Annotated in this window: 24 protein-coding genes and 1 tRNA gene; 13 read left to right on the top strand and 12 right to left on the bottom strand. The window is 45.1% G+C overall.

The annotated features are described in order from the left end of the window. Positions 1–274 precede the first annotated feature (274 nt). The 8 genes from AC5JL3_RS31120 to AC5JL3_RS31085 form a co-directional block, all read right to left on the bottom strand. Positions 275–1,057: an amino acid ABC transporter ATP-binding protein gene (locus tag AC5JL3_RS31120; RefSeq protein ID WP_496078127.1), complete on the bottom strand. Its 783-nt coding sequence runs from the start codon at positions 1,055–1,057 to the stop codon at positions 275–277. 81 nt (positions 1,058–1,138) lie between these two features. Then, positions 1,139–2,332 carry an amino acid ABC transporter permease gene (locus AC5JL3_RS31115; RefSeq protein ID WP_496078126.1) on the bottom strand — a complete coding sequence of 398 codons (1,194 nt, stop codon included), beginning with the start codon at positions 2,330–2,332 and terminating at the stop codon, positions 1,139–1,141. A 90-nt stretch (positions 2,333–2,422) separates the two neighbouring features. Next, the gene (locus tag AC5JL3_RS31110) at positions 2,423–3,631 is read right to left on the bottom strand and encodes an amino acid ABC transporter permease (RefSeq protein WP_496078125.1); all 1,209 of its coding nucleotides are present in this window, start codon (positions 3,629–3,631) and stop codon (positions 2,423–2,425) included. A 10-nt stretch (positions 3,632–3,641) separates the two neighbouring features. After that, the gene (locus AC5JL3_RS31105) at positions 3,642–4,736 is read right to left on the bottom strand and encodes an amino acid ABC transporter substrate-binding protein (RefSeq protein ID WP_496078124.1); all 1,095 of its coding nucleotides are present in this window, start codon (positions 4,734–4,736) and stop codon (positions 3,642–3,644) included. A gap of 212 nt (positions 4,737–4,948) precedes the next feature. Next, positions 4,949–5,158 carry a hypothetical protein gene (locus AC5JL3_RS31100; protein WP_192220075.1) on the bottom strand — a complete coding sequence of 70 codons (210 nt, stop codon included), beginning with the start codon at positions 5,156–5,158 and terminating at the stop codon, positions 4,949–4,951. Between the two features lie 235 nt (positions 5,159–5,393). Next, positions 5,394–5,466: transfer RNA gene (locus tag AC5JL3_RS31095), tRNA-Ala, on the bottom strand. A gap of 182 nt (positions 5,467–5,648) precedes the next feature. Next, the gene (locus tag AC5JL3_RS31090; protein WP_496078123.1) at positions 5,649–6,371 is read right to left on the bottom strand and encodes an HAD family hydrolase; all 723 of its coding nucleotides are present in this window, start codon (positions 6,369–6,371) and stop codon (positions 5,649–5,651) included. Between the two features lie 9 nt (positions 6,372–6,380). Continuing rightward, positions 6,381–7,268 carry a class I SAM-dependent methyltransferase gene (locus tag AC5JL3_RS31085; protein ID WP_496078122.1) on the bottom strand — a complete coding sequence of 296 codons (888 nt, stop codon included), beginning with the start codon at positions 7,266–7,268 and terminating at the stop codon, positions 6,381–6,383. Between the two features lie 271 nt (positions 7,269–7,539). Here AC5JL3_RS31085 and AC5JL3_RS31080 point away from each other — a divergent pair, with 271 nt between their 5' ends. From AC5JL3_RS31080 to AC5JL3_RS31070, 3 genes are all read left to right on the top strand, one after another. Continuing rightward, entirely contained in the window at positions 7,540–8,034 is a 495-nt protein-coding gene (locus AC5JL3_RS31080; protein WP_496078121.1) for an RtcB family protein, read from the top strand. Positions 8,035–8,234: 200 nt separating this feature from the next. After that, positions 8,235–9,044 (top strand): LAGLIDADG family homing endonuclease, encoded by an 810-nt coding sequence (locus AC5JL3_RS31075; RefSeq protein WP_496078120.1) that lies wholly within the window; start codon positions 8,235–8,237, stop codon positions 9,042–9,044. After that, complete coding sequence (locus AC5JL3_RS31070) at positions 9,041–9,763, top strand: RtcB family protein (RefSeq protein ID WP_496078119.1); 723 nt, start codon at positions 9,041–9,043, stop codon at positions 9,761–9,763. Before AC5JL3_RS31075 ends, AC5JL3_RS31070 begins: the two co-directional genes overlap by 4 nt. A gap of 117 nt (positions 9,764–9,880) precedes the next feature. Here the strand turns inward: AC5JL3_RS31070 and rbp are convergent, their stop codons facing one another. Further along, positions 9,881–10,189 carry an RNA-binding regulator gene (rbp, locus tag AC5JL3_RS31065; protein WP_496078118.1) on the bottom strand — a complete coding sequence of 103 codons (309 nt, stop codon included), beginning with the start codon at positions 10,187–10,189 and terminating at the stop codon, positions 9,881–9,883. A gap of 582 nt (positions 10,190–10,771) precedes the next feature. Between rbp and AC5JL3_RS31060 the strand changes: the two genes are divergently transcribed. After that, positions 10,772–11,869 carry a DUF362 domain-containing protein gene (locus AC5JL3_RS31060; RefSeq protein WP_496078117.1) on the top strand — a complete coding sequence of 366 codons (1,098 nt, stop codon included), beginning with the start codon at positions 10,772–10,774 and terminating at the stop codon, positions 11,867–11,869. Positions 11,870–11,885: 16 nt separating this feature from the next. Continuing rightward, positions 11,886–12,833, top strand: coding sequence for an NAD(P)-dependent alcohol dehydrogenase (locus AC5JL3_RS31055; RefSeq protein WP_496078116.1), 948 nt, complete (start codon positions 11,886–11,888; stop codon positions 12,831–12,833). A 145-nt stretch (positions 12,834–12,978) separates the two neighbouring features. Here AC5JL3_RS31055 and AC5JL3_RS31050 read toward each other — a convergent pair whose 3' ends face one another. Continuing rightward, positions 12,979–13,416 carry a secondary thiamine-phosphate synthase enzyme YjbQ gene (locus AC5JL3_RS31050; RefSeq protein ID WP_496078115.1) on the bottom strand — a complete coding sequence of 146 codons (438 nt, stop codon included), beginning with the start codon at positions 13,414–13,416 and terminating at the stop codon, positions 12,979–12,981. A 362-nt stretch (positions 13,417–13,778) separates the two neighbouring features. On the opposite strand from AC5JL3_RS31050, the gene AC5JL3_RS31045 reads away from it, so the two are divergent. Then, positions 13,779–14,102 (top strand): slr1957 family protein, encoded by a 324-nt coding sequence (locus AC5JL3_RS31045; protein ID WP_496078114.1) that lies wholly within the window; start codon positions 13,779–13,781, stop codon positions 14,100–14,102. Positions 14,103–14,128: 26 nt separating this feature from the next. On the opposite strand, the gene AC5JL3_RS31040 is transcribed toward AC5JL3_RS31045, so the two are convergent. Continuing rightward, positions 14,129–15,073 carry a YihY/virulence factor BrkB family protein gene (locus AC5JL3_RS31040; RefSeq protein ID WP_496078113.1) on the bottom strand — a complete coding sequence of 315 codons (945 nt, stop codon included), beginning with the start codon at positions 15,071–15,073 and terminating at the stop codon, positions 14,129–14,131. A gap of 279 nt (positions 15,074–15,352) precedes the next feature. Here AC5JL3_RS31040 and AC5JL3_RS31035 point away from each other — a divergent pair, with 279 nt between their 5' ends. Together AC5JL3_RS31035 and AC5JL3_RS31030 are read left to right on the top strand one after the other, a co-directional pair. Then, the gene (locus AC5JL3_RS31035) at positions 15,353–15,835 is read left to right on the top strand and encodes a hypothetical protein (RefSeq protein WP_496078112.1); all 483 of its coding nucleotides are present in this window, start codon (positions 15,353–15,355) and stop codon (positions 15,833–15,835) included. A 363-nt stretch (positions 15,836–16,198) separates the two neighbouring features. After that, entirely contained in the window at positions 16,199–16,840 is a 642-nt protein-coding gene (locus AC5JL3_RS31030) for a DUF1294 domain-containing protein (RefSeq protein ID WP_496078111.1), read from the top strand. On the opposite strand, the gene AC5JL3_RS31025 is transcribed toward AC5JL3_RS31030, so the two are convergent. After that, positions 16,837–17,046: a DUF433 domain-containing protein gene (locus AC5JL3_RS31025; protein WP_496078110.1), complete on the bottom strand. Its 210-nt coding sequence runs from the start codon at positions 17,044–17,046 to the stop codon at positions 16,837–16,839. The two genes, AC5JL3_RS31030 and AC5JL3_RS31025, sit on opposite strands and share 4 nt — an antisense overlap. A gap of 130 nt (positions 17,047–17,176) precedes the next feature. On the opposite strand from AC5JL3_RS31025, the gene AC5JL3_RS31020 reads away from it, so the two are divergent. From AC5JL3_RS31020 to AC5JL3_RS31000, 5 genes are all read left to right on the top strand, one after another. Next, positions 17,177–17,392 (top strand): hypothetical protein, encoded by a 216-nt coding sequence (locus AC5JL3_RS31020; protein WP_496078109.1) that lies wholly within the window; start codon positions 17,177–17,179, stop codon positions 17,390–17,392. Further along, entirely contained in the window at positions 17,385–17,813 is a 429-nt protein-coding gene (locus AC5JL3_RS31015; protein WP_496078108.1) for an aspartyl protease family protein, read from the top strand. The genes AC5JL3_RS31020 and AC5JL3_RS31015 overlap by 8 nt, the downstream gene beginning before the upstream one ends. 60 nt (positions 17,814–17,873) lie before the next feature. Then, positions 17,874–18,116 (top strand): hypothetical protein, encoded by a 243-nt coding sequence (locus tag AC5JL3_RS31010; RefSeq protein WP_496078107.1) that lies wholly within the window; start codon positions 17,874–17,876, stop codon positions 18,114–18,116. Between the two features lie 5 nt (positions 18,117–18,121). Further along, positions 18,122–18,529 carry a PIN domain-containing protein gene (locus AC5JL3_RS31005; protein ID WP_496078180.1) on the top strand — a complete coding sequence of 136 codons (408 nt, stop codon included), beginning with the start codon at positions 18,122–18,124 and terminating at the stop codon, positions 18,527–18,529. 354 nt (positions 18,530–18,883) lie between these two features. Next, positions 18,884–19,756: a PIN domain-containing protein gene (locus tag AC5JL3_RS31000; protein ID WP_496078106.1), complete on the top strand. Its 873-nt coding sequence runs from the start codon at positions 18,884–18,886 to the stop codon at positions 19,754–19,756. Positions 19,757–19,852: the final 96 nt, after the last annotated feature.

Here is a 19,852-nt window from a genome sequence, read left to right as displayed (position 1 = left end):
GGCGACTGCTATAAATACCTATTACGAGTTGTATCCCAGATTCTGAGGATGTAGTTTGGTTTGAAATAATTGTTGAAATTCAGTGTAAGTAACGCTTACAGGGGCTTGTGCTTCTTCATTCGTACTCAAACACCCCATAATCTAGGTACAAATTACGCTTTTAAAAAGAAAATCGCTGTCATGCTTAAGCCAACTGTGTAATGTATGGAAAATTTACACAGTGACAAGGACTGAAAAGATTAAGATACGTCTTTGTTTCTCAAACCTTAGATAGCTAGAGAATTTGAGATAGGAACTTACGAGTCCGTTCTTCTCTGGGATTCTGGAAGAATTCTGTTGGTTTTGCTTCTTCCACCAACACACCACCGTCCATGAGGACAATTCGATCAGCTACTTCACGGGCAAAACCAACTTCATGAGTAACAACAACCATTGTCATCCCGCTCTGAGCAAGCGATCGCATTGTATCAAGCACTTCCCTTACCATCTCTGGGTCAAGGGCAGATGTTGGCTCATCAAATAGCATAATCTTAGGTTGCATCGCCAAGGCGCGTGCGATCGCAACCCGTTGCTGTTGCCCTCCCGATAGCTGACCAGGGAACTTCTTCGCCTGTTCCAAAATTCCTACTTTCTCCAGCAACTTCATTGCGTTTTCTTCGGCTTGTGCCTTTTTCTGTCGCCGTACCCAGATCGGGGCTAAAGTGACATTTTCTAGCACAGTCAGGTGTGGGAACAAGTTGAATTGCTGAAACACCATCCCCACTTCCCGGCGAATTGCATCAATGTTACGCAAATCATGGGAGAGTTCAATCCCATCAATGACGATTTTTCCTTGTTGGAATTCCTCTAAAGCATTAAATGTTCGGATAAACGTCGATTTTCCCGAACCAGAGGGACCCATTACAACGACAACTTCCCCACGATGCACCGTCATGCTTACACCCTTGAGGACGTGAAACTGACCGTACCACTTATGGACATCTGTCGCGATGATGACTTGCTCTTGAGCCGTTAACTGGGAATCATCTAAAACTAGATTTGCTTGCTGATCTTCCATAATTTTTTACCTAAATTAGTGATTGGTGAATAGGAATAGGTAATTGAGAGCGCTTCCCAACCACCAGTTCTTGATTAAACTCTAGCGCTGTCCGACATTCATACTGGCTTCGAGGCGTTGACCGACGGATGACATCGCATAACAGAAAACCCAGTAGATCAAGCCGATGAATGGATAAGCTTCATTGGAACGCCCAATGTATGCTGGGTTGGCAAGAATTGTTTTCGATATTCCAAACAAATCTAAAAATCCAAAGATAGAAAGTAGGGATGTGTCTTTGAACAATCCCAGAAACGTTCCTACAAGTGCTGGAATCACAGCACGTATCGCTTGAGGTAGCACAATCAGGAGAACAACTAAGGGCGCACTTAAACCTAGTGACCGTGCAGCTTCTCCCTGTCCACGAGGTACGGATTGTAGACCCCCTCTCACATCTTCTGCGATGTAGGCAGCACTAAATAAAGTCAATGCTATTATCGCTCTTGGCACCCGATCCACCTGGCTGAGTTCTGGTGGCAGGAAAAAAGGCAGCATCACCATACCGAGAAATAGGATGCTGATTAATGGTACTCCCCGAACAATTTCAATGTAGAGAGTTGAAAGTAAACGGACTACTGGCAGGGGACTTTGGCGTCCAAGAGCAAGTAAAACGCCTAGGGGAAACGATAGGCTAATACTAAGAACGGCTGTCAATAAGGTTAGTACTAGACCACTCCATACGCTAGTCTGAAGATTCTCTAAGCCTAAGCCACCTTTGAGCAACCAGAAGACAACTGGAATAGAGATAACCCAGAGGAGGGGTAGCCAACGGCTAAATTTGATATCGAGCTGTCGTCCAACCCAATAGCCAACTGCCACAAGAGCAATCTGTCCACAGAGGATGAGGCGAGCATTCAATCCAATGGGCGAAATCAAAACTAAGGCTACAGCGATCGCAAATCCAATCAATACAGGACGACTCCAAGGGCGAGATTGCATTTGGAGATTCCCCCAAGTTAGACCTCCCAGGAAGGTGATGATTGCCAAGATGAGCCACAGACGCCAGACTGAGTCCGCAGGAAAGCGACCTGCAAAATATAGCCTCAAGTTATCGCTGACCACAGCCCATTTTGCCTGTGTCGTTGCCCACACCAGAAAGCTACTGATTGCCTGAAATATTACCAACAGGAAAACAACGCTGAGGATAACGTTGTACCAGGTACTAAATAAATTTTTCCGCGCCCAGTTCCAGGGTGTTGGTCTGACGCTGGGTGGGGGAGCCATTTCAAGGGTCATTGTTAGTTGTTGGTTATTAGTTATTAGTTATTAGTTGTTAGTTGTTAGTTGTTGGTTGTTAAATAGCTGCTTATGACCAACCACTGACATTTACCGTTCTTTAATTTGTACGGTGCGGTTATACAGGTTCATGAGTAGGGAAATAGTCAAACTAATTGTGAGGTAAGTTCCAGCAATGATCAGAAAAACTTCTGGCGCACGACCTGTCTGATTAAGCGTTGTGTTTGAGACGGCATAGAGATCAGGGAAGCCAATTGCGATCGCTAAACTAGAATTCTTTGCTAAGTTCAGGTACTGACTTGTCAGGGGTGGCACAATTACTCGTAAAGCTTGAGGTAAAATTACTCGTCGCGTGATAATTCCAGATTTTAGTCCCAAAGCGCGTGCCGCTTCCCCCTGTCCTTTCGGTACCGATTGAATTCCAGCACGGACAATCTCAGCAATAAAACTCGCAGTAAAGATCGTCAGTCCGATAAGCAAGGCACTGAACTCTGGAGAGAGTTGCAGCCCACCTAGGAGTTGTGTACCTTCCACTCTCGGAATTGTTAGGTTAAACGGGGCTGTCCGGCTGATGATTAAAGCCAGTAGTGCTGCACTGGCAATTGCCCCTCCTGACCACAGCAACCGTTTACTAGGGATACCTTGTTCCACCCGCAAACGAGTACGCCAACGCCCAAGCCACGCGGCTGCCAAAATTCCACTTGCTAGTAAAATCAGCCAAATTCCTGTCCCTGATGTTGGATTAATCCAAGGGACAGCCATACCACGCTTTGTAAAGTAAAACGGAATCAACGATGGAGCAGTTTGAGCATCAAGCGCTGGCAATTTGTTGAAAACCGTATACCAGAAGACCAGTTGTAGCAGTAAAGGTGTATTCCGGAAGATCTCGACATAGACAAGCGCCAACTTGCGAACTAACCAGTTATCAGATAGACGGGCAACACCAACAACTAATCCCAAAAGTGTCGCGAGGATGATGCCGATTGCCGACACCCGTAGCGTGTTAATCAACCCCACCCTCATCGCTTTACCAAAGCTATCAGAAGGGCTAAAGGGAATGAGACTTTCACCAATATCGAAAGAAGCTTGGCTACCTAAGAAACCGTAACCAAATGGGATACCCAACCGCTGCAAGTTGAAGTTGAGATTGTGCCAGAGAAGGGCAAAAAACAGTCCCACAGCAACGATGGCAATGACCTGTCCAGCTAACTTCCAGAAGCGGCTATCCCGTACTAGGGTTGAAAAGTTCTTGAAATCAGACAACCCTAGTGAATTTCCACGAGACGATTGTGTAGTCATCGGGCTTACCTTAGCGGAATGGTGGGGAATACATCAAGCCACCCTCACTCCAGAGCGCATTTTGTCCACGCTCTAGCTTAAAGGGTGTACTCTCGCCAAGGTTGCGCTCATAAATCTCGCCGTAGTTACCTGCTGCTTTAATCGCCTGCACAGCAAAGTTATTTTCAAGTCCTAACCCTTTACCCAAATCTCCTTCTGTACCCAAGAGACGCTTCACTTCAGGGTCAGTTGTGCTTGAGGCGATTTGATCAACATTTTTCGAGTCAACGCCCGACTCTTCTGCTTGAATCAAGCTGTAGACGACCCACCTCACCACATCAGTCCATTGAGGGTCACCCTGTTTGACGGCTGGGGCAAGGGGTTCTTTTGACATCACAACATCAAGAACCAGATTTTCATCAGGATTCGGTAATGTTGAGCGTTTCGATACTAGTCCAGAACGGTCTGTAGTAACGCCTTCACAGCGTCCTTCTTGGTAAGCGGCGAAGGTAGCGTTGTCATCTTCAAAGACAATCGGCGTGTACTTAACTCCAGCTTTCCGCATTTGGTCAGCTAGGTTTTGCTCGGTTGTTGTCCCTGTTTGAACGCAGACCGATTTACCTTCTAAGCCTTTTAAGTCTTTGATACCACTAGACTGTTTTACCATCATGCCCTGTCCGTCATAAAAGACAACAGGGGCAAAGTCTAATCCGGTTGAAGTCTCCCGGCTAATTGTTAAAGTTGTGTTGCGGCTCAGGAGGTCTACTTCACCGGATTGTAATGCTGTAAATCGTTGAGCTGCACTGAGGTTACGGTACTCAACTTTTTCTGGATCGTTAAAGATAGCCGCCGCGATCGCACGGCACACATCAACATCAAGTCCAGAGTATTTCCCTTGTGAATCTACAAAACTAAACCCAGGCAACTGACCGCTAACCCCACAAATCAGATTGCCGCGACTTTTTATCTTCGCTAATGTACCTGAAGCTCCGGCTTGAGCTTGAGAACTACCTTGGGTTGTCGCCGCTTGTTTGGGATCTCCCGTAGCACAGGCTCCCAACGAGACAACAAATACTGTGGCAGCTAGCAAAGAACCAGCTTTACGCCAATAACTCCATCTACCCATGAACCCCTTGCCCTTATTTCGATTCCTTCATCGTTACTTGATATTATTTGTCTATCAGACTCCCTAGAAGGTATAAACCTATACAGTTCTTCATAGACCCTTTGAGGGACGGCTCTTGATAGAACAAAGGACAAGCTTAAAGGTCTCGCGCTTTTCCGATTGCTGAAGCGAGGAGTGAGCTGGGCTGAGGTATCGATGGCTTGACTGAACTACTAACGTTGCGCTGCCAAATCGCGGATGAGAGATATCCGGGAGTAGATGTAATCGCTTATAATATCAGCTTCCTGGGTATCAAGCGATCGCTTTTGCTTGAATTGCTTTAGTATCCACTGCACCAAACTTGCATCATCCTGTTTCAGCAGTAGATTGGTCTGAGTTGTTTCAATTAAAGACCATAACTGTCGCAGCATTGTGGGAGTCATAGAATCTCCTTTTTAGGTAAAAACCCTGGCGCTTGCTGGGGTTTGGGGGAAACTGGTCTTTGAAGACCGTGTAAGTGATCCGTTCAGAACACGGCATTACTTAAGAATTCCTTAAGAATTCTTTTGTCTTCTCTACAATAGCTGATCTGGAGATACCACGGGCAAGATCACACAAGTTGATACAAGAGTTACAAATCTCTTAACAAAGCGTACATTATCTTGATAAACGTAAAAGTGGAGAATAGGAGAGTCGAACTCCTGACCTCGGCGGTGCGATCGCCGCGCTCTACCAACTGAGCTAATTCCCCTAGTTACCTCGGATTCTAGATTAAATCCTAAAACCTTAAATAACCGTTTCTTATTGTAACACTTTCTGTACGATCCATCTGTCCGGAGGAATAGAATTGAACTCCAGCTTAGGAACAGGAGTAGTGAAAAAGACATAAAAAAAATCTCCCTTGTCCTGCTTGTCCCCATTAGTCTCTACTCCCTATATACGGCTAGGCTGATGTGTAGTGCCAGAATAGACTTGCTGTACTCGGTCGAGTTCGAGTTCATTAAGATAATCTACAGTCCAGCTAGCCTGACGCTGAAGCATATGAAAAGGATAGGTATTTGCTACTCCAACAACCTGCATTCCAGCCCGCTTCGCCGCTTCAATTCCAGCGAACGTGTCTTCAATGGCTAAACATTCTGAAGCATCGGCTTTCAACTCAGGATACTGCTGATTTAACTGCTCAACGGCAAGAAGATAGCCATCGGGTTCAGGCTTACTCACCTTAATGTCGTCACCCGCTACGATTACTGTAAAGTATTGCGCCAACTGAGCGCGACTCAGTACCAGTTCTACCTCACAACGGAGTGCGCCGCTGACAACACCCATCGGCAACTGCGCGACACGAATTTGGAAAATCAAGTCTTCCACACCTGGATAGATAGGCAACTTCTCCAGTGTTTCTAGCTGGCGCTGGTAAGCTTCGGCTTTGCGGGTAATAATCTGATCTAGGTAGCTGTCTGTAACGACTCGACCTCGACGTTTGAGTATATCAGTAAGACAAACGCGATCGCTTCTCCCCAGACAAATTTCCCGGTACTCCTGAGGAGAGGGACGTAGATTTTCCTCAATCAGAATCGCTTCAATTAGCTGCTGGTGAATTGCTTCATCTTTAATAATGACACCATTAAAATCAAACAGAACTGCCTTTAAAGTCATGCCGTTGTGCTAGAAAGCTGGGGCAGGAAAGCCCTCAGAACCAAAATCATCAAGTGTCTTACTGGTAGATACCTGCTGTGCTGCTGAATAACCCTCAACTGGGATAGGTTTCATTGCTTGCGTTACCTGCTGCAACCAAAACACGTCCTTTGTTTGTACCGCTTCAAAACCTGCTGCCCCCATCCAAGCATCTAAATTACCAGCCGCATAAGCTTTGATGTACGGTTCCTCAAAAACTTCAGTTAACCAATCGACTTGGCGTATCGTTTTCTGATTGCCGTCCAAAATTAAAACTTCCCCACCTGCCGTAAGTAACCGGAAGCATTCCCGTAAAATTGCCTTAGTTACGCTTGGGGGTGTCTCGTGAAACAACAAGGATGCTGTAACTAAGTCGAATGAGGCATCCGGGAAACCTGTCTCTTCTGCCTTGCCGTGACGCCATTGAACATCTAACCTTGCGGCTTTCGCTTTGTGGTCAGCCATTACCAGCATATAGGGTGACAAATCTAGCCCGATTACCTCGGCTTGAGGAAACGCTTGCTTCAACATCAGTGTAGTAGAACCCGTGCCACAGCCCAAGTCCAAAATTCTTCGTGGCTTTCCCTGAATGCTATCAATCAAGCCTTGACGTACCCATTTTTCGCTAGGGGGTAGCACGTATTGGGTAATCGGGTCATAGGAGGTTGCTGCACCACCATTAAGGTAGCCTCCCTCAATGCCGTGGAAGTTTTGACTACTGTAGTACTGAGGATATGTTACATCAGGGCGACGGAAGCGATCGCTCTCGGCTTGCCAGTCCTTACTTTCATAGAACTGCCGCAACTTTTCTTCATCAATAAAGCTTCGGATGATTGGAGATAAGAAACGATCCCAAAGTGTATCCTTGCGAACTGCCATAGCCGTAGACCTATATTTGCGTGGATTGCTCTTGACTCACTAGGGCAGCCAGAGAAAGCCTTGCCCTCTTTACAAATTTTAATGTAGTTTCTCTTTCTTAAATCAGCTTTACTACTGTTTTCAATTCTTTACAAATCTGCTGGCGCTTGTAGTATAAATGTAGTATAAAAGAAGTAATTCCAGGATGAGCTGAGCGATTGCCCTTAGCGCTGCCCAAAAGGCGATCGCAAGCTGATTCCTGTGTTACAGATGTTGTTAGAGGCAAACGTTTATGCCATACGAAAAGCTGGAAATTTCAACCCCAAAACCAGTTCTCTCTTGGGCGAATCATTCCCTTGGCTCAGATGAAACAAAAATGGCAAAGAACGTTGCTTCACTGCCATTTGTGTTTAAGCATGTGGCGCTAATGCCAGATGTTCACCTGGGGAAAGGAGCGTTAGTGGGTTCTGTCGTTGCAACCAAAGATGCTGTTATCCCGGCCGCTGTCGGGGTGGATGTTGGTTGTGGGATGAGTGCAATCAAAACTCCATTTGTTGCTGAACAATTGGAGGGGAAACTCAAGCAGATTCGTCTGGATATTGAAGCAGCAATCCCGGTTGGCTTTAACCAAAACAAAGATGTTGAGAAAACTGTAGCTAACTGGCCAGGGTGGCGTGATTTCAAAGAACTTCATTCTGGAGTACAACGCCTAGAGGGAAAAGCCATGAAACAGATGGGTTCTCTTGGAGGGGGTGAAAGATTGCCCCTTACTGTAGTAATGCAGTAATCAAAACTCGTCCAAATCGGTGGAAGCTGAGATGCCAATACCGAGGGAAGCGATAATACGCCCCGTAGAGAGCAGAGGGACTTGGGCATCCTAATTAATTAGGATGAAGGTGTGCTCCGAACTATACCAAATAGGAAGGTATAGAACCAAGCAGAAATGTCTTGGTCAATTGCAACTTTCATTCATGATATTGTGAGGTCATGGAACCCACTAATATCAGCCTCGAAGTTCCCCATTTCGCCTACTTGTTTGGCTTCATTCAAACCGATGGTCATCTGTACAATAGCACTCGTAATCGCGGTCGCTTAAGTATAGAGGTCAGCAAGAAGGATGAGGACATACTTTGGGCATTCAAGAGTCTTATACCCTTCAATTCTTCTGTTACTGAGCGTGTGCGTACAACTAACTTTAGTAGTAATCACACATCCGTTGTTTTGAAGGTTTACGATAAACGATTTCGAGATTATCTTGAATTATGGGGATTACCGAGTGGTAGTAAGTCAGAATTAATAAAGCCACCTAGTTGTAGCTTCTCTAAAGTGGATTATGTTAGAGGTCTGATAGACGGTGATGGTTCGTTAGGACTCACCTCTAAAGGGTTCCCTTTTCTATCCCTGGTTACGTCTAGTTCACACATTGCTGTGGAGTATCTAGAATTAATCAGTCAGATTACGGGTAAAGTAAAGACTGTTAATAGAAACACTAGGGATAGAGTCTACAACATAGTTGTGTACAAAGAGGATGCTCAACTTTTAGCAAAAAACTTATACTATGACGATTGTCTAGCTTTACCCAGAAAGCTAACTAAGGTAAGTGAAGTGCTGAGTTGGTGCCGCCCTAGTGATATGAAGCGGGTGAACAATAGGAAGCCTTGGACATCTGAAGAAGATCACTTTATTACTACCCATTCACTTGAGTCTTCAATGAAAGTGTTAAGCAGAAGTCGAAACAGTGTTGAACTTAGGCTGTGGAGACTTAATAAGCTTAGCAAGCAATTAGTAACAAATTGAATCACTTTATTGAGGTTTGCCTCGATACCGAAAATGCTGTCTGGTTGATGTTGCATTCTGGTTCACGCCATATCGGCAACATGCTAGCGCAGAACCATATCAGCACCGCTAAGCAATTGGCGAAACTGGCAGACACCACTTTGCCCGATCCAGATTTAGCTTACTTTGTTGCAGGGACTCCAGAATTTACTGCCTACTGGCGAGACTTACAGTGGGCGCAGGACTATGCGCGTTTCAATCGCGATGTGATGATGGCACGCTTCCAACGAATTGTGGAGAAGCATCTCGCTGGGGGTAAGCCAACTAAGCCTCTGCTATCGGTGAACTGCCATCACAACTACGCCGAGAAGGAAGTCCATTTTGGTGAAGACGTGTATGTTACGCGCAAGGGTGCTGTTCGGGCGCGAGAGGAAGATTACGGCATTATCCCTGGTTCGATGGGGACAAAGTCATTCATCGTCAAGGGTAAGGGTAACCACGACAGCTACTGTAGCTGTTCGCATGGTGCCGGACGTTTGATGTCTCGCAACAAAGCGAAGAAGCACTTTTCACTGGATGATTTGGTTGAGCAAACCCAAGGTATTGAGTGCCGTAAGGATGAGGGTGTTTTGGATGAAATTCCAGGTGCTTATAAGCCAATTGACGAGGTGATGGCTAATCAGTCTGACCTTGTGGAGGTTGTGGCAACACTGAAGCAGGTTGTCTGCGTGAAAGGTTAGATTGCCCGTTGGTGGTTAGAGGACGATAAAACTAAAGAAGGCAATAAAGTAGTCTGAATAGGCTGACTACTTTATTGCCTTCAGTTATACAAAGCTAGAGAAGCTTAGCTTTAGGGTTTAGTAGCGGCGAGAGAAGTTTCCACCACGACCACCACCACCGCCACCGCCGCCAGGACCTCTGCTTTCACGAGGCTTAGCCTTGTTAACTTTCAAATCACGACCCATCCATTCAGCACCATCTAGTGCCTCAATAGCCGCTGCTTCTTCAGCTTCTGTTGCCATTTCCACAAAACCAAAGCCGCGTAGACGACCGGTTTCACGGTCAGTGGGTAACTGAACCCGCTTTACAGAACCGTATTCTGCAAAAACAGCACTGAGGTCTTCTTGAGTAACCTCGTAGGATAAGTTGCCTACATAAATTGACATGGATCTTCTCCAAAATCAGAAGGGTGTAGAGATGTAGATTTCGGAGAGAAGCCTGTCAAGACTAAAAGCAATAAGCCTGTCAATGAAAACAAAACCTGCAACCGAATTAACTCTCTTCCCGAAGGTAGCACAGTAGCTAAGCCCTTAGGTAGAGAGTAAAAAAATATTTTACAAAAAGTAAGGTTTTGGAGACTGAACCCTTCATCTTCTCCAACTTAACAGAGTCAATAGACAAGGGCGTCAGATTGTAAGTAGGCAACTGCGATCGCTTCTCAGTAAGAGCTGTCAGCTTTCAGCTATCAGCAGTCAGCTTTTAGAAACTTGTGCATGAGAGGTGAGACAACAACCAAAGGGAAGCGAAGTGTTAAATAGTAGCATAGATTACAAAAGATTTGAGGGGGACTGTAACCCCTGACCATCTGGTATGGCAGAAGGCAGAAGAGTGACGGGTTAAGGTTTTAGTATTTGGCGAGAGTCAAGAGTCGCCTTGGTGACTGCTAGGGCTTACTTGAACAAATCGCTTGAATTTGAACCTTGAGCTTGGTCATGCCTGTCTTAACAGTGGTTAGCTAGCATGAACCTATGAGATCTTCTGATTCTTTCTCCAAATATAAAAGACGCCAAGTACTGCGACTGGCTGGACTGGCAGCAGGCGCTTCTATCCTGCCTACAGCTTGCCGTGCTGTGCAATCACCGTCAGAAACGGCAGATGCCAGAGTTCCTGAACTTACCACACCAACCCCTGCGGCTACGCCTAACACTCAATCAGCGGCTCAAAACGTCAGTCGGGTTGTCCTTGTGCGTAGTGAAGACCGAATTTCTGGTACTCGTAAAGCTTTGGATTTACTCCAGCCTCAAGGAATTTCTGGTCAGACTGTGTTCCTCAAGCCTAACTACAATACGGCTGACCCCGCCCCGGCGGCAACGGATACGAAACTGCTAGAAGCCTTAGTACAGGAATTACAGAACGCGGGTGCTGGACAAATTACGATAGGCGATCGCTCTGGTATGGCGGATACTCGTCAAGCGATGCAGACAAAAGGCGTATTTCAGCTAGCTGAGCGTTATGGGTTGAAGGCGATTGTGTTTGATGAAATGGGTGCCGATGATTGGCAATCTTTTCCGGCTGAGGGTACCCACTGGCAACAGGGATTTGCGATCGCACGTCCGGTTCTCGATGCGGGTGCTGTCATCAACACCTGCTGCTTAAAAACACATCGCTTTGGAGGACATTTCACTCTCTCCCTGAAAAACACAGTAGGAATGGTTGCCAAGTATGTTCCTGGCAACTCTTATAACTACATGCAAGAACTACACTCCTCACCGCATCAACGCTTGATGATTGCTGAAATCAATAAAGCTTACCAACCCGCACTGGTATTAGTCGATGGCGTGGAAGCACTGGTGAATGGTGGGCCAGAAGCAGGCAAGAAGGTTAAGTCTGGTGTAATTTTGGCAGGGACTGATCGTGTGGCTGTCGATGTTGTGGCGATTGGGATTTTGCGATCGCTTGGTACGACAGACGCTGTCTCTCGTGGTTCTGTCTGGGATTTAGAACAAATCCAAAGAGCAGTACAGCTAGGGTTAGGCAGTAGTAGTGATGAACAAATTGAAATCGTCACAGCAGACACAGCTAGCCAAACTATGGCAGACTCAATCCGCAAGTTGATTGTTGCCTAAAGGAGTAAATCTGTTAATGAAAGCGGTCACGATTAATCAATATGGTTCGGCTTCTGTCTTGCACTATACAGACATTGAACAGCCTCGAATCAAGCCTGAGCAGATGCTAGTAAAAGTTCAGGCAAGCAGTGTTAATCCTGTGGATTGGAAAATCCGCTCCGGACAGCTTCAACTTCTTACAGGCTACAATTTCCCCCTTGTATTAGGCTTTGATGTTGCGGGAACTGTTGTGGAGGTGGGTGCCGGGGTGACACGCTTCAAAGCGGGTGACGAAATCTACGCCTACCTCGATTCCATACCGGGAGGCGCTTACGCTGAATATGCGGCTGTGTCAGAAAGGGCCGCTTGTCTATTACCCAATAACATGACTTATGAACAAGCAGCGGCAGTTCCTCTTGCTGCAACGACTGCCTTGCAAGCATTGCGAGACTTAGGTTTAATTCAGTCGGGACACCAAGTCTTAATCAATGGTAGTTCAGGCGGCGTAGGGACTTTTGCCGTGCAAATTGCTAAGGCGCTTGGTGCTGAGGTGACAACCGTTTGCAGCACCAAGAATCTGGAGTTGATGACATCCTTAGGTGCTGATCATGTTATTGATTACACCAGCACGGACATTACTCAAGATACAAGGCAGTACGACATTATTTTGGATGCGGTTGGCAAGCAATCCTTTTCTAGCTGCCAAGCGATTTTGAAGCCGAATGGGATTTACGTTAATACCTTGCCCATGCCTGACACTTTAGTGCAGGGTTGCCTCACATTCTTCTTACCCGGTAAGAAAGCGAAACTGGTCATCGCTCAATCGAATAGCAAGGATTTAGGCTTTCTCAAGGAACTCATTGAAGCGGGTAAAATGCGATCGCTTATTCAGCAAACCTATCCTTTATCCGAAGTCGCCACTGCTCATACTACTAGCGAACAGGGACGGGTAATTGGCAAGCTGGTAATTACCATGTCTCACTAGCGACGACAAGCCACATCATTATTTGCCCTTCAGTTCACCGTAACCATAGCTTCTCCCTTAAAACCTATCACCTACGCGCCTTAACCTTGACAGGATTAGGTCTCTTATTTCACTCAAACGAGAAGTGCTATCAATGCACATCAGCTTACTCACCCGTAATCTGTATAAACACAGTCCGTTTTCGGGGACCATCCAGCTCAAAAAACAAGACGGATTGCCAAGTCCCTAAAGCCAATTGACCATCCACCACAGGAATCACTTCACTGGTACTCAGCATCATTGCCATGAGGTGAGAATGAGCATTCATCGGCTCATCCGGTGGAACATCTCTTAAGTGCAGGTCGTTGTGTAAATACTTTTCTGACTCAGGCGCTAACTTTCCCAAATGCCGCTTGATATCTTCTAGTAATCTTTCTTCATTTTCATTAATTGCTAGTGCTGTTGTTGTGTGCCGGGAGAATACTAAAACTTGACCTGTTTTGAAGGCGGTTGCTTCAAGAATTTTTACAATTTGAGGCGTAATATTACGAATACAAATTCCTTGCTCCGTTTGTATTTCAAGTATTTCATTCTTGATTTGCATATCTTTACTTAATTAAATCAGCAGCTTGTGTTTATAGCGGTTTCCTGGAGAGATAAGGGACAACTCAGGTGTATGAAACCTAGCCAGAGCAAGGAAAACAAAAAGTTGGTCGCTGATAGCTGACGGCTTTCTGCTATAGATATTGAGCAGCGAAGAACACTCGTTTGGTTGTCAATCCCTCTAAAGCTTGAGTGAACGATATTATCATTGGTAGAGTTTGAAACAGTGAAAGTTCTTTAGCGTAAAATTTAGTATCTTTTTGAGTGAAGCAAGGCTCACTTCTGTTAGTCTTCTCAAAAAGCGCAAGCCTAACTCAGGCAAGCACAAAAACTACTAACTATAAATTAATAAAAATTTAACAAATGACGATGAAACACTACTGCGAAGAATGGGTTAAAGACTGGTGTTTTGAGAATGGTTGGACAGATTTATATGTAGAGCGTTGTCACTACTGGGCATTTCCGCCAGGAGCAGTCATGCCTGAGCCAATTCCACCTAGGGTTCTTAGATTAATTAAAGCGGAAAAAGGCTTGAGTAGGGACGAAAGATTTTTGTCAATTTCCGCCGTAGTAGTGACCGTCGTTGCTGCAATTTTGAGTTACTTGCTAAAGTCGCCTATGCCAATGGTTTTGGCTTTTGCGTTTGGTGCAGTCTCGGTGGCACTTTTGGAGGTTGAGGAGAACTAAGTTGTCAGTTGAGGCTACATCAGTATTCAAGATTGTCTATCCTCGACCGTGTTGGATTTAGCGATCGCAGATTCTTCTGTCTTAGCTGCCTCGATAGAAGCAGCTTTAGCCCGTTGCATTGCCTTTCCCACCGTAACGTTGAGCTGGTCGCCCAATAAAAGTACCAAAGAAGTCATATAAAGCCAAAGCAGTAAGACAATCACAGCACCCACAGCACCGTAAACTTTGTTGTAATTGCCGAAATTTGCGACGTAGAGCCGAAATAGCCCCGATAAAATTGCCCACGAAATCGCTGCCAAAACGGCTCCTGGCATTATCGGTGTTCCTTGAGTCCAACGACTTGGGCCAAAGCGGTAGATAAAGGCAAAGGCAGTGGCAACGATTCCCAAAGCCAAGGGCCAACTCAAAAGTCGCCAGAGTGTTAATAAAATCCCAACTCCACTCTGTTGGGCTACCATTCCCACAAGCCAACCACTGATGAATACCAGGAAAGAGGCAGTAACCAGAAGTACGATACTGCCGATTGTTAGACCCAGAGAAATCAACTTGGCTTTCCAAAAGGGTCGTGTTTGTTGTGAAGGAATTTCATGGATCTGATCGAGGGCATTCATCGCGGCACTAAGTGCTCCAGAAGCTGTCCAAATCGCTAAGAGGAAGCTAAAAGAAAATAGACTGCTACTTTTTGTCCGGCTAATCTCATCTCTAAACGCACGAATGAGTTCCAGTACCTGGTCGGGTGCGACTTGGCTCAGTTGGTTTGCCAAGTCGCGGAAGGTGTCTTGTAAAGATTCTTCAAACAATCCAATCGCTGTGAGAACTGCCAAAATTGCTGGAAATAGAGCCAACATGGCGTTGTATGCCATCTCAGCAGACAAACCCATCAACCGACGTTTCATAGCACGGGCGAACGTCTTCCTCAAAGTTCCCAAATTTAAGTAACGAAAGAAACGGAAAAAACGGGAAGATAACATAAGCTCTGATTTTGGCAGCGAGGTATCTTATATCAAGTACGCTTGAATTCTTCGTATATTAGTGGTCACTCTCTGTCCGTTATCGGTTGTACAGATGCAACTAATTACGCCACCACTAGCAAAGCACCCCGATCCACCCAATGAAGTAACTAATCGAACTTGATATTGATCTTACGAATTACTGTGCCAAATTTATGGACAATTGACCTATGTAAGTGGTCAGTCATGCGATCTACACAAGGCAGTATTTGACAGCAATTAAGAGAGGAACACTGGTTGATGAGCAACGATGTCACGCAGTGGTTAGCGCAAATCAAAGCACTGAAGCAGCAACTAGCTGAGACGATTAGCGATCGCGATACAGCTTACGAAAGTGCAGATAACTGGCGTCAACTATACAATACTGAAGCACAGCAGCGCCGAACAGAAGCACGGCTTGCCCAACAACAGGTCGAAACCCTCAAAGCCGAACTACGGCAACTGCAAGGGGAGAGTTCGCGCCCGAAAGCCGATGACCCAGAATCGGCATCAGCCATTGAGCAGGAACTAGCGAAGATGCAGACCGTTGAGGAATTGCGGACAAAGCTCAAAGACATCATGGGAGAACGCGATCGCCTTCTCGATGCCTTGAAAACCGAGCAAACTAACCACGCCCAAACCCGCAAAAGTTTAACCACAGTTATTGGAGACACCATCGACCAACTCTCCAAGGAACGTGGGAATCACTCCGCTACTCAAGCATCCCAAGCCCTCAAAAACTAACTGTTTCTGCTTGAAACTTCATTCCATATCTACGGCACCAGAACATACCGCATTTTTGCAGCAGCTATCGAAGTAGGTAAAGAACGCGATCGGTAGATGCGGTAAAACTATCTTCTTAGCAGTGTTAGACTGCTTTATTCGGTAGTATTACAAAATTTGGGTGTGTTAAATTGCACTTATCAATTTATCAATAAAGCATTTCCAACAAGGGAGTTAGAACGGTGGGTGCGGCATAACATCATTGGTATGGTGATTAGATCACCCTGTGTGGTTGGATAATTAGTTGGACTGCTTAATCCTCTGGTTGTGACGGTACTTGAGATTTGTTAGTGGATGACAAAGTTCATGGTCTAGAACTGCTTTATGAAGCTTGGTATACGCAGAGGACAACTCACAAAATGGAAAGATGATCGCGGATTTGGCTTCATTCAACCCGTTGATGGAAGTCAAGAAATTTTTCTGCACATATCTGAACTCAAAGACGCGACTCGTCGTCCACAAGTAGGCGATACAATCTACTACCATGCCGTAGCTGGTCAAGATGGCAAACTTAGCGCTTGCAACGCCTTCATTTTAGGCGCAAGAAGCAAGCCAACCGCGTCATCTTTGAATAACAAAGCTACATCTAACGCTGCATCCACATCTCCGTTTCCAGTGTTGGAGGTGTTGCTGTTGTCGATTCTGCCTTTAGTTGGGGCGATTCATTTTGCTTGGACGACTTCCAATCCGCTTCCACTCATTCTTTATCCTGCGATGAGTCTACTGACCTTTGCCCTATACGCTGATGACAAGTCTCGTGCTAACCGACGGGCCTGGAGAACGCCAGAGAAGACACTGCATCTGTGTGAACTTGCGGGTGGATGGTTGGGTGGATTTGTAGCCCAGCGAAGACTGCGACACAAAAGTAGTAAGAAGTCCTATCAGGCTGTATTTTGGGCGATTGTCACGATTCATTACATCGTTTGGTTGATTTGGCTATTTTTGGGCAAAAGTACAATGAGTTAACCTTCAGATAACACTAGACAAGATTCCAGTAAGGCGATGACCTGCTCTCTGGTCACAGTAGGAAACCCATCTAAAAAATCGTCAATCGATTCTCCTGCTTTGAGATAGTCCAAAAGCGTCTGCACAGGAACTCTAGTACCCGTAAAAACTGGGGTGCCGCCCATAATCTCAGGAGATGCGCTAATAATTAGGGAGTCTTTAAGCATAAGTCTTTGACCTCCGGGTTCCGTACTCAATAGTTTATCAAGTCTCATGGGACAGAACCCTCTAGAGTAGCTCTAAATTAGGCAGATAGAGCGGTATAACAATTCAAATGCTGTTACCTAATCAAATCACATGGTTTCATCAGAACTAATCTCGACATTGCGAGGGCTTAGCCGCGCAGATAAATTCTATGTCATGCAAGTTTTAATCTCGGAACTAGCCCAACAAGAAACCGAGCTGATTAAGCCTGATCAATCTTATCCAGTGTGGTCGCCCTATGACGCGGTTGAAGCAGCCGATACGATGTTAAAAGTGCTACAAGCTGCTAAAACTCAAGACCATGCGTAACGCTCAACGGTATCCTTTTATCCCTAGTGATGTTGCATTGGGCGAAGCCAGTTTTCGTCCATTCTTGCCTCTCACTTTGGCTTATCAACAAAGTTCTGTTGCAGCATCTGGTTTATTGGACACCGGAGCAAGCGTGAATGTGCTTCCGTATTCAGTAGGAATTGAGCTTGGGTATGTATGGGAACAACAAACAACAGCATTAAGTTTGACGGGAAATTTGGCTCAGTATGAGGCGAGTGTCGTGCTTGTTCAAGCTGTCGTTGGGCAGTTTGAGCCTGTCCAACTCGTGTTTGCATGGACGCAGGCTACAAATGTACCACTCATTTTAGGGCAAGTTAACTTCTTTATGGAGTTTGATATTTGTTTCTATCGCTCACAATTGCAGTTTGAAATCAGTCCGAAATCCGTAGTGTTGGAGTAATCGGCTCAGGCACCGTCACAAATACAATTAGTAGAGAGAGCTTCAAGGGAGAGAATGCTAATGACATTGCAGGAATTACAAAAGCAGGCATTGCAATTGCCAATTAGCGATCGCTGGCGTTTAGTTCAATCCGTGTTGGCATCAATCGAAAAAGAAACGTTGTCATCTATTTCACCAAGTTCAACGATACAACCTTTGACTAATCTCGACCCTTGGACTCAAAGCCTAATCGGTTCGATTCAGCTACATACAGACTATTCAACAGAATCCTATGTGGATTATCTAGAGGAGAAATATAGTTGAAGCGGGTGCTGTTTGATAGCGATGTATTGCTGGATGTTTTAGCGCAACGCCAACCGTTTGTGATTGCTTCTGCACAAGCATTAAATACAGTGACGCAGGAACAAGTACAGGGGTATGTTTCAGGTCATGCAGTAACCAATATTTTCTACATCTTACGCCGTCAAATTGGTAGTGAAGCAGCACGGGAACTGCTGTCGAGGTTATTACAGCGTATTCAAGTTGCCAGCGTAACGGACGAAGTAATTCGGCAAGCATTGCAAAGTTCTATGGCAGATTTTGAGGACGCTGTGACGAGTGCTGCGGCGAATGTTGCAGGTTTAGAAATGATTGTGACGCGAAATACATCTGATTTTGTAACTTCTTCAGTTCCGGCAATAATGCCAGAGGAATTTTTGGCAACACTATCCGAGTAAGCAAATGTACTAATGCTGCACGACAAGTCGCTGTACTGGAACGGATCAAGCTGGTTAGAGAGGATATAGCCGATATGATCATAGTTAAGTGTTTCCAGGCTTGTGGTTGGTTGCCGATGACCTATTGGTTGGGAATATGGGGGTAGTGTTAGCTGCGTTGCAAGAAGGGTTGGCTGCACCAGAACATACCGCATTGTGCAGCAGCTATCGAAGTAGGTAAAGAACGCGATCGGTAGATGCGGTAAAACTATTAATAGTTGCTCTGCTTCGTCTCTCGGTCGGGCAGTATTCAAAGGTTATCTGCAAGGTATGTTATGCAATTAGTCCAATAGAGTTAAAGTATTCCCTAGAATCATGCAATATCTTCTCTTCGATACGTGTATTTGGTTAACTCTAGCTGCCAAACCAGAATCACGTCCTCTTTTGAAGAGTATCCTATCTGGTCTTAACCAAAACAAGTTGAAAATATTGCTTTCTGATGTGACTGTTGAAGAGTACAGTCGTCATAAAGATAGTATTGTTGGCAAAGACACTAGTCCATTAAAAAATCACATTAAAAATGCTAAAAAAATTCAAGATTATCTTGATATTTCTGAACGCTCAGCTTTTTTAGCTCTTTTAAATAAAGCTAATGATAATATCGATTCATCTGCTAAGAAAGGTGTAAATGCTCTAGGCATAATTGAAAGCATTTTTGACAATATAAATACTACAAAATTGCCTAGTTCTGCTGAAATATTAATCAATGCTTCTCAAATTGCTATTAAAAAACAAGCTCCCTGCCACAAGAACAAAAACTCAGTTGCAGATACTGTGATTTATCTTCAATTCGAGAAATGGGTTAAAGAAACAGAAGCAATTAAGAACAATGTTGAGTTTCATTTTGTAACAGAGAACATCAAAGATTTTTCGAGTAACAAAGACGAGCGAAATCCTCATGAAGACCTTCTCATTTTTAACAAAGACAGCGTCTACTACCACATAGATCCTTATAAGGCATTAGAGAGAATAGAACTTAAAGATATTCCGCCAGATGAATTCGATCTATTTGAAAGCCGCTTACGAATGAACAGAGACGCTTCATCCCCTTGCACTAGTGTAGAGGGGCATGTTTTCAGTGACAACGAAGGGCGTTGGTCTCATTCCCAGTTTGGTGGCGGTCTCTCTTGGCATTTGGTTTGTGCAAGATGTGGAGCATTGCTAGACACAGGAGATTTCTTTGATTAACTGGGAATGACACTACAGGAATTGCAAAAGCAGGCGTTGCAATTGCCTATTATCGATCGCGCTTCAGTTAGTGCAAACTCTTTTAGAGTCGCTAAA

It is taken from the genome of Symplocastrum torsivum (genome assembly GCF_059505465.1).
Note: the sequence above shows the minus strand (reverse complement) of the source record. Positions and strands in the feature narration are given on the sequence as shown.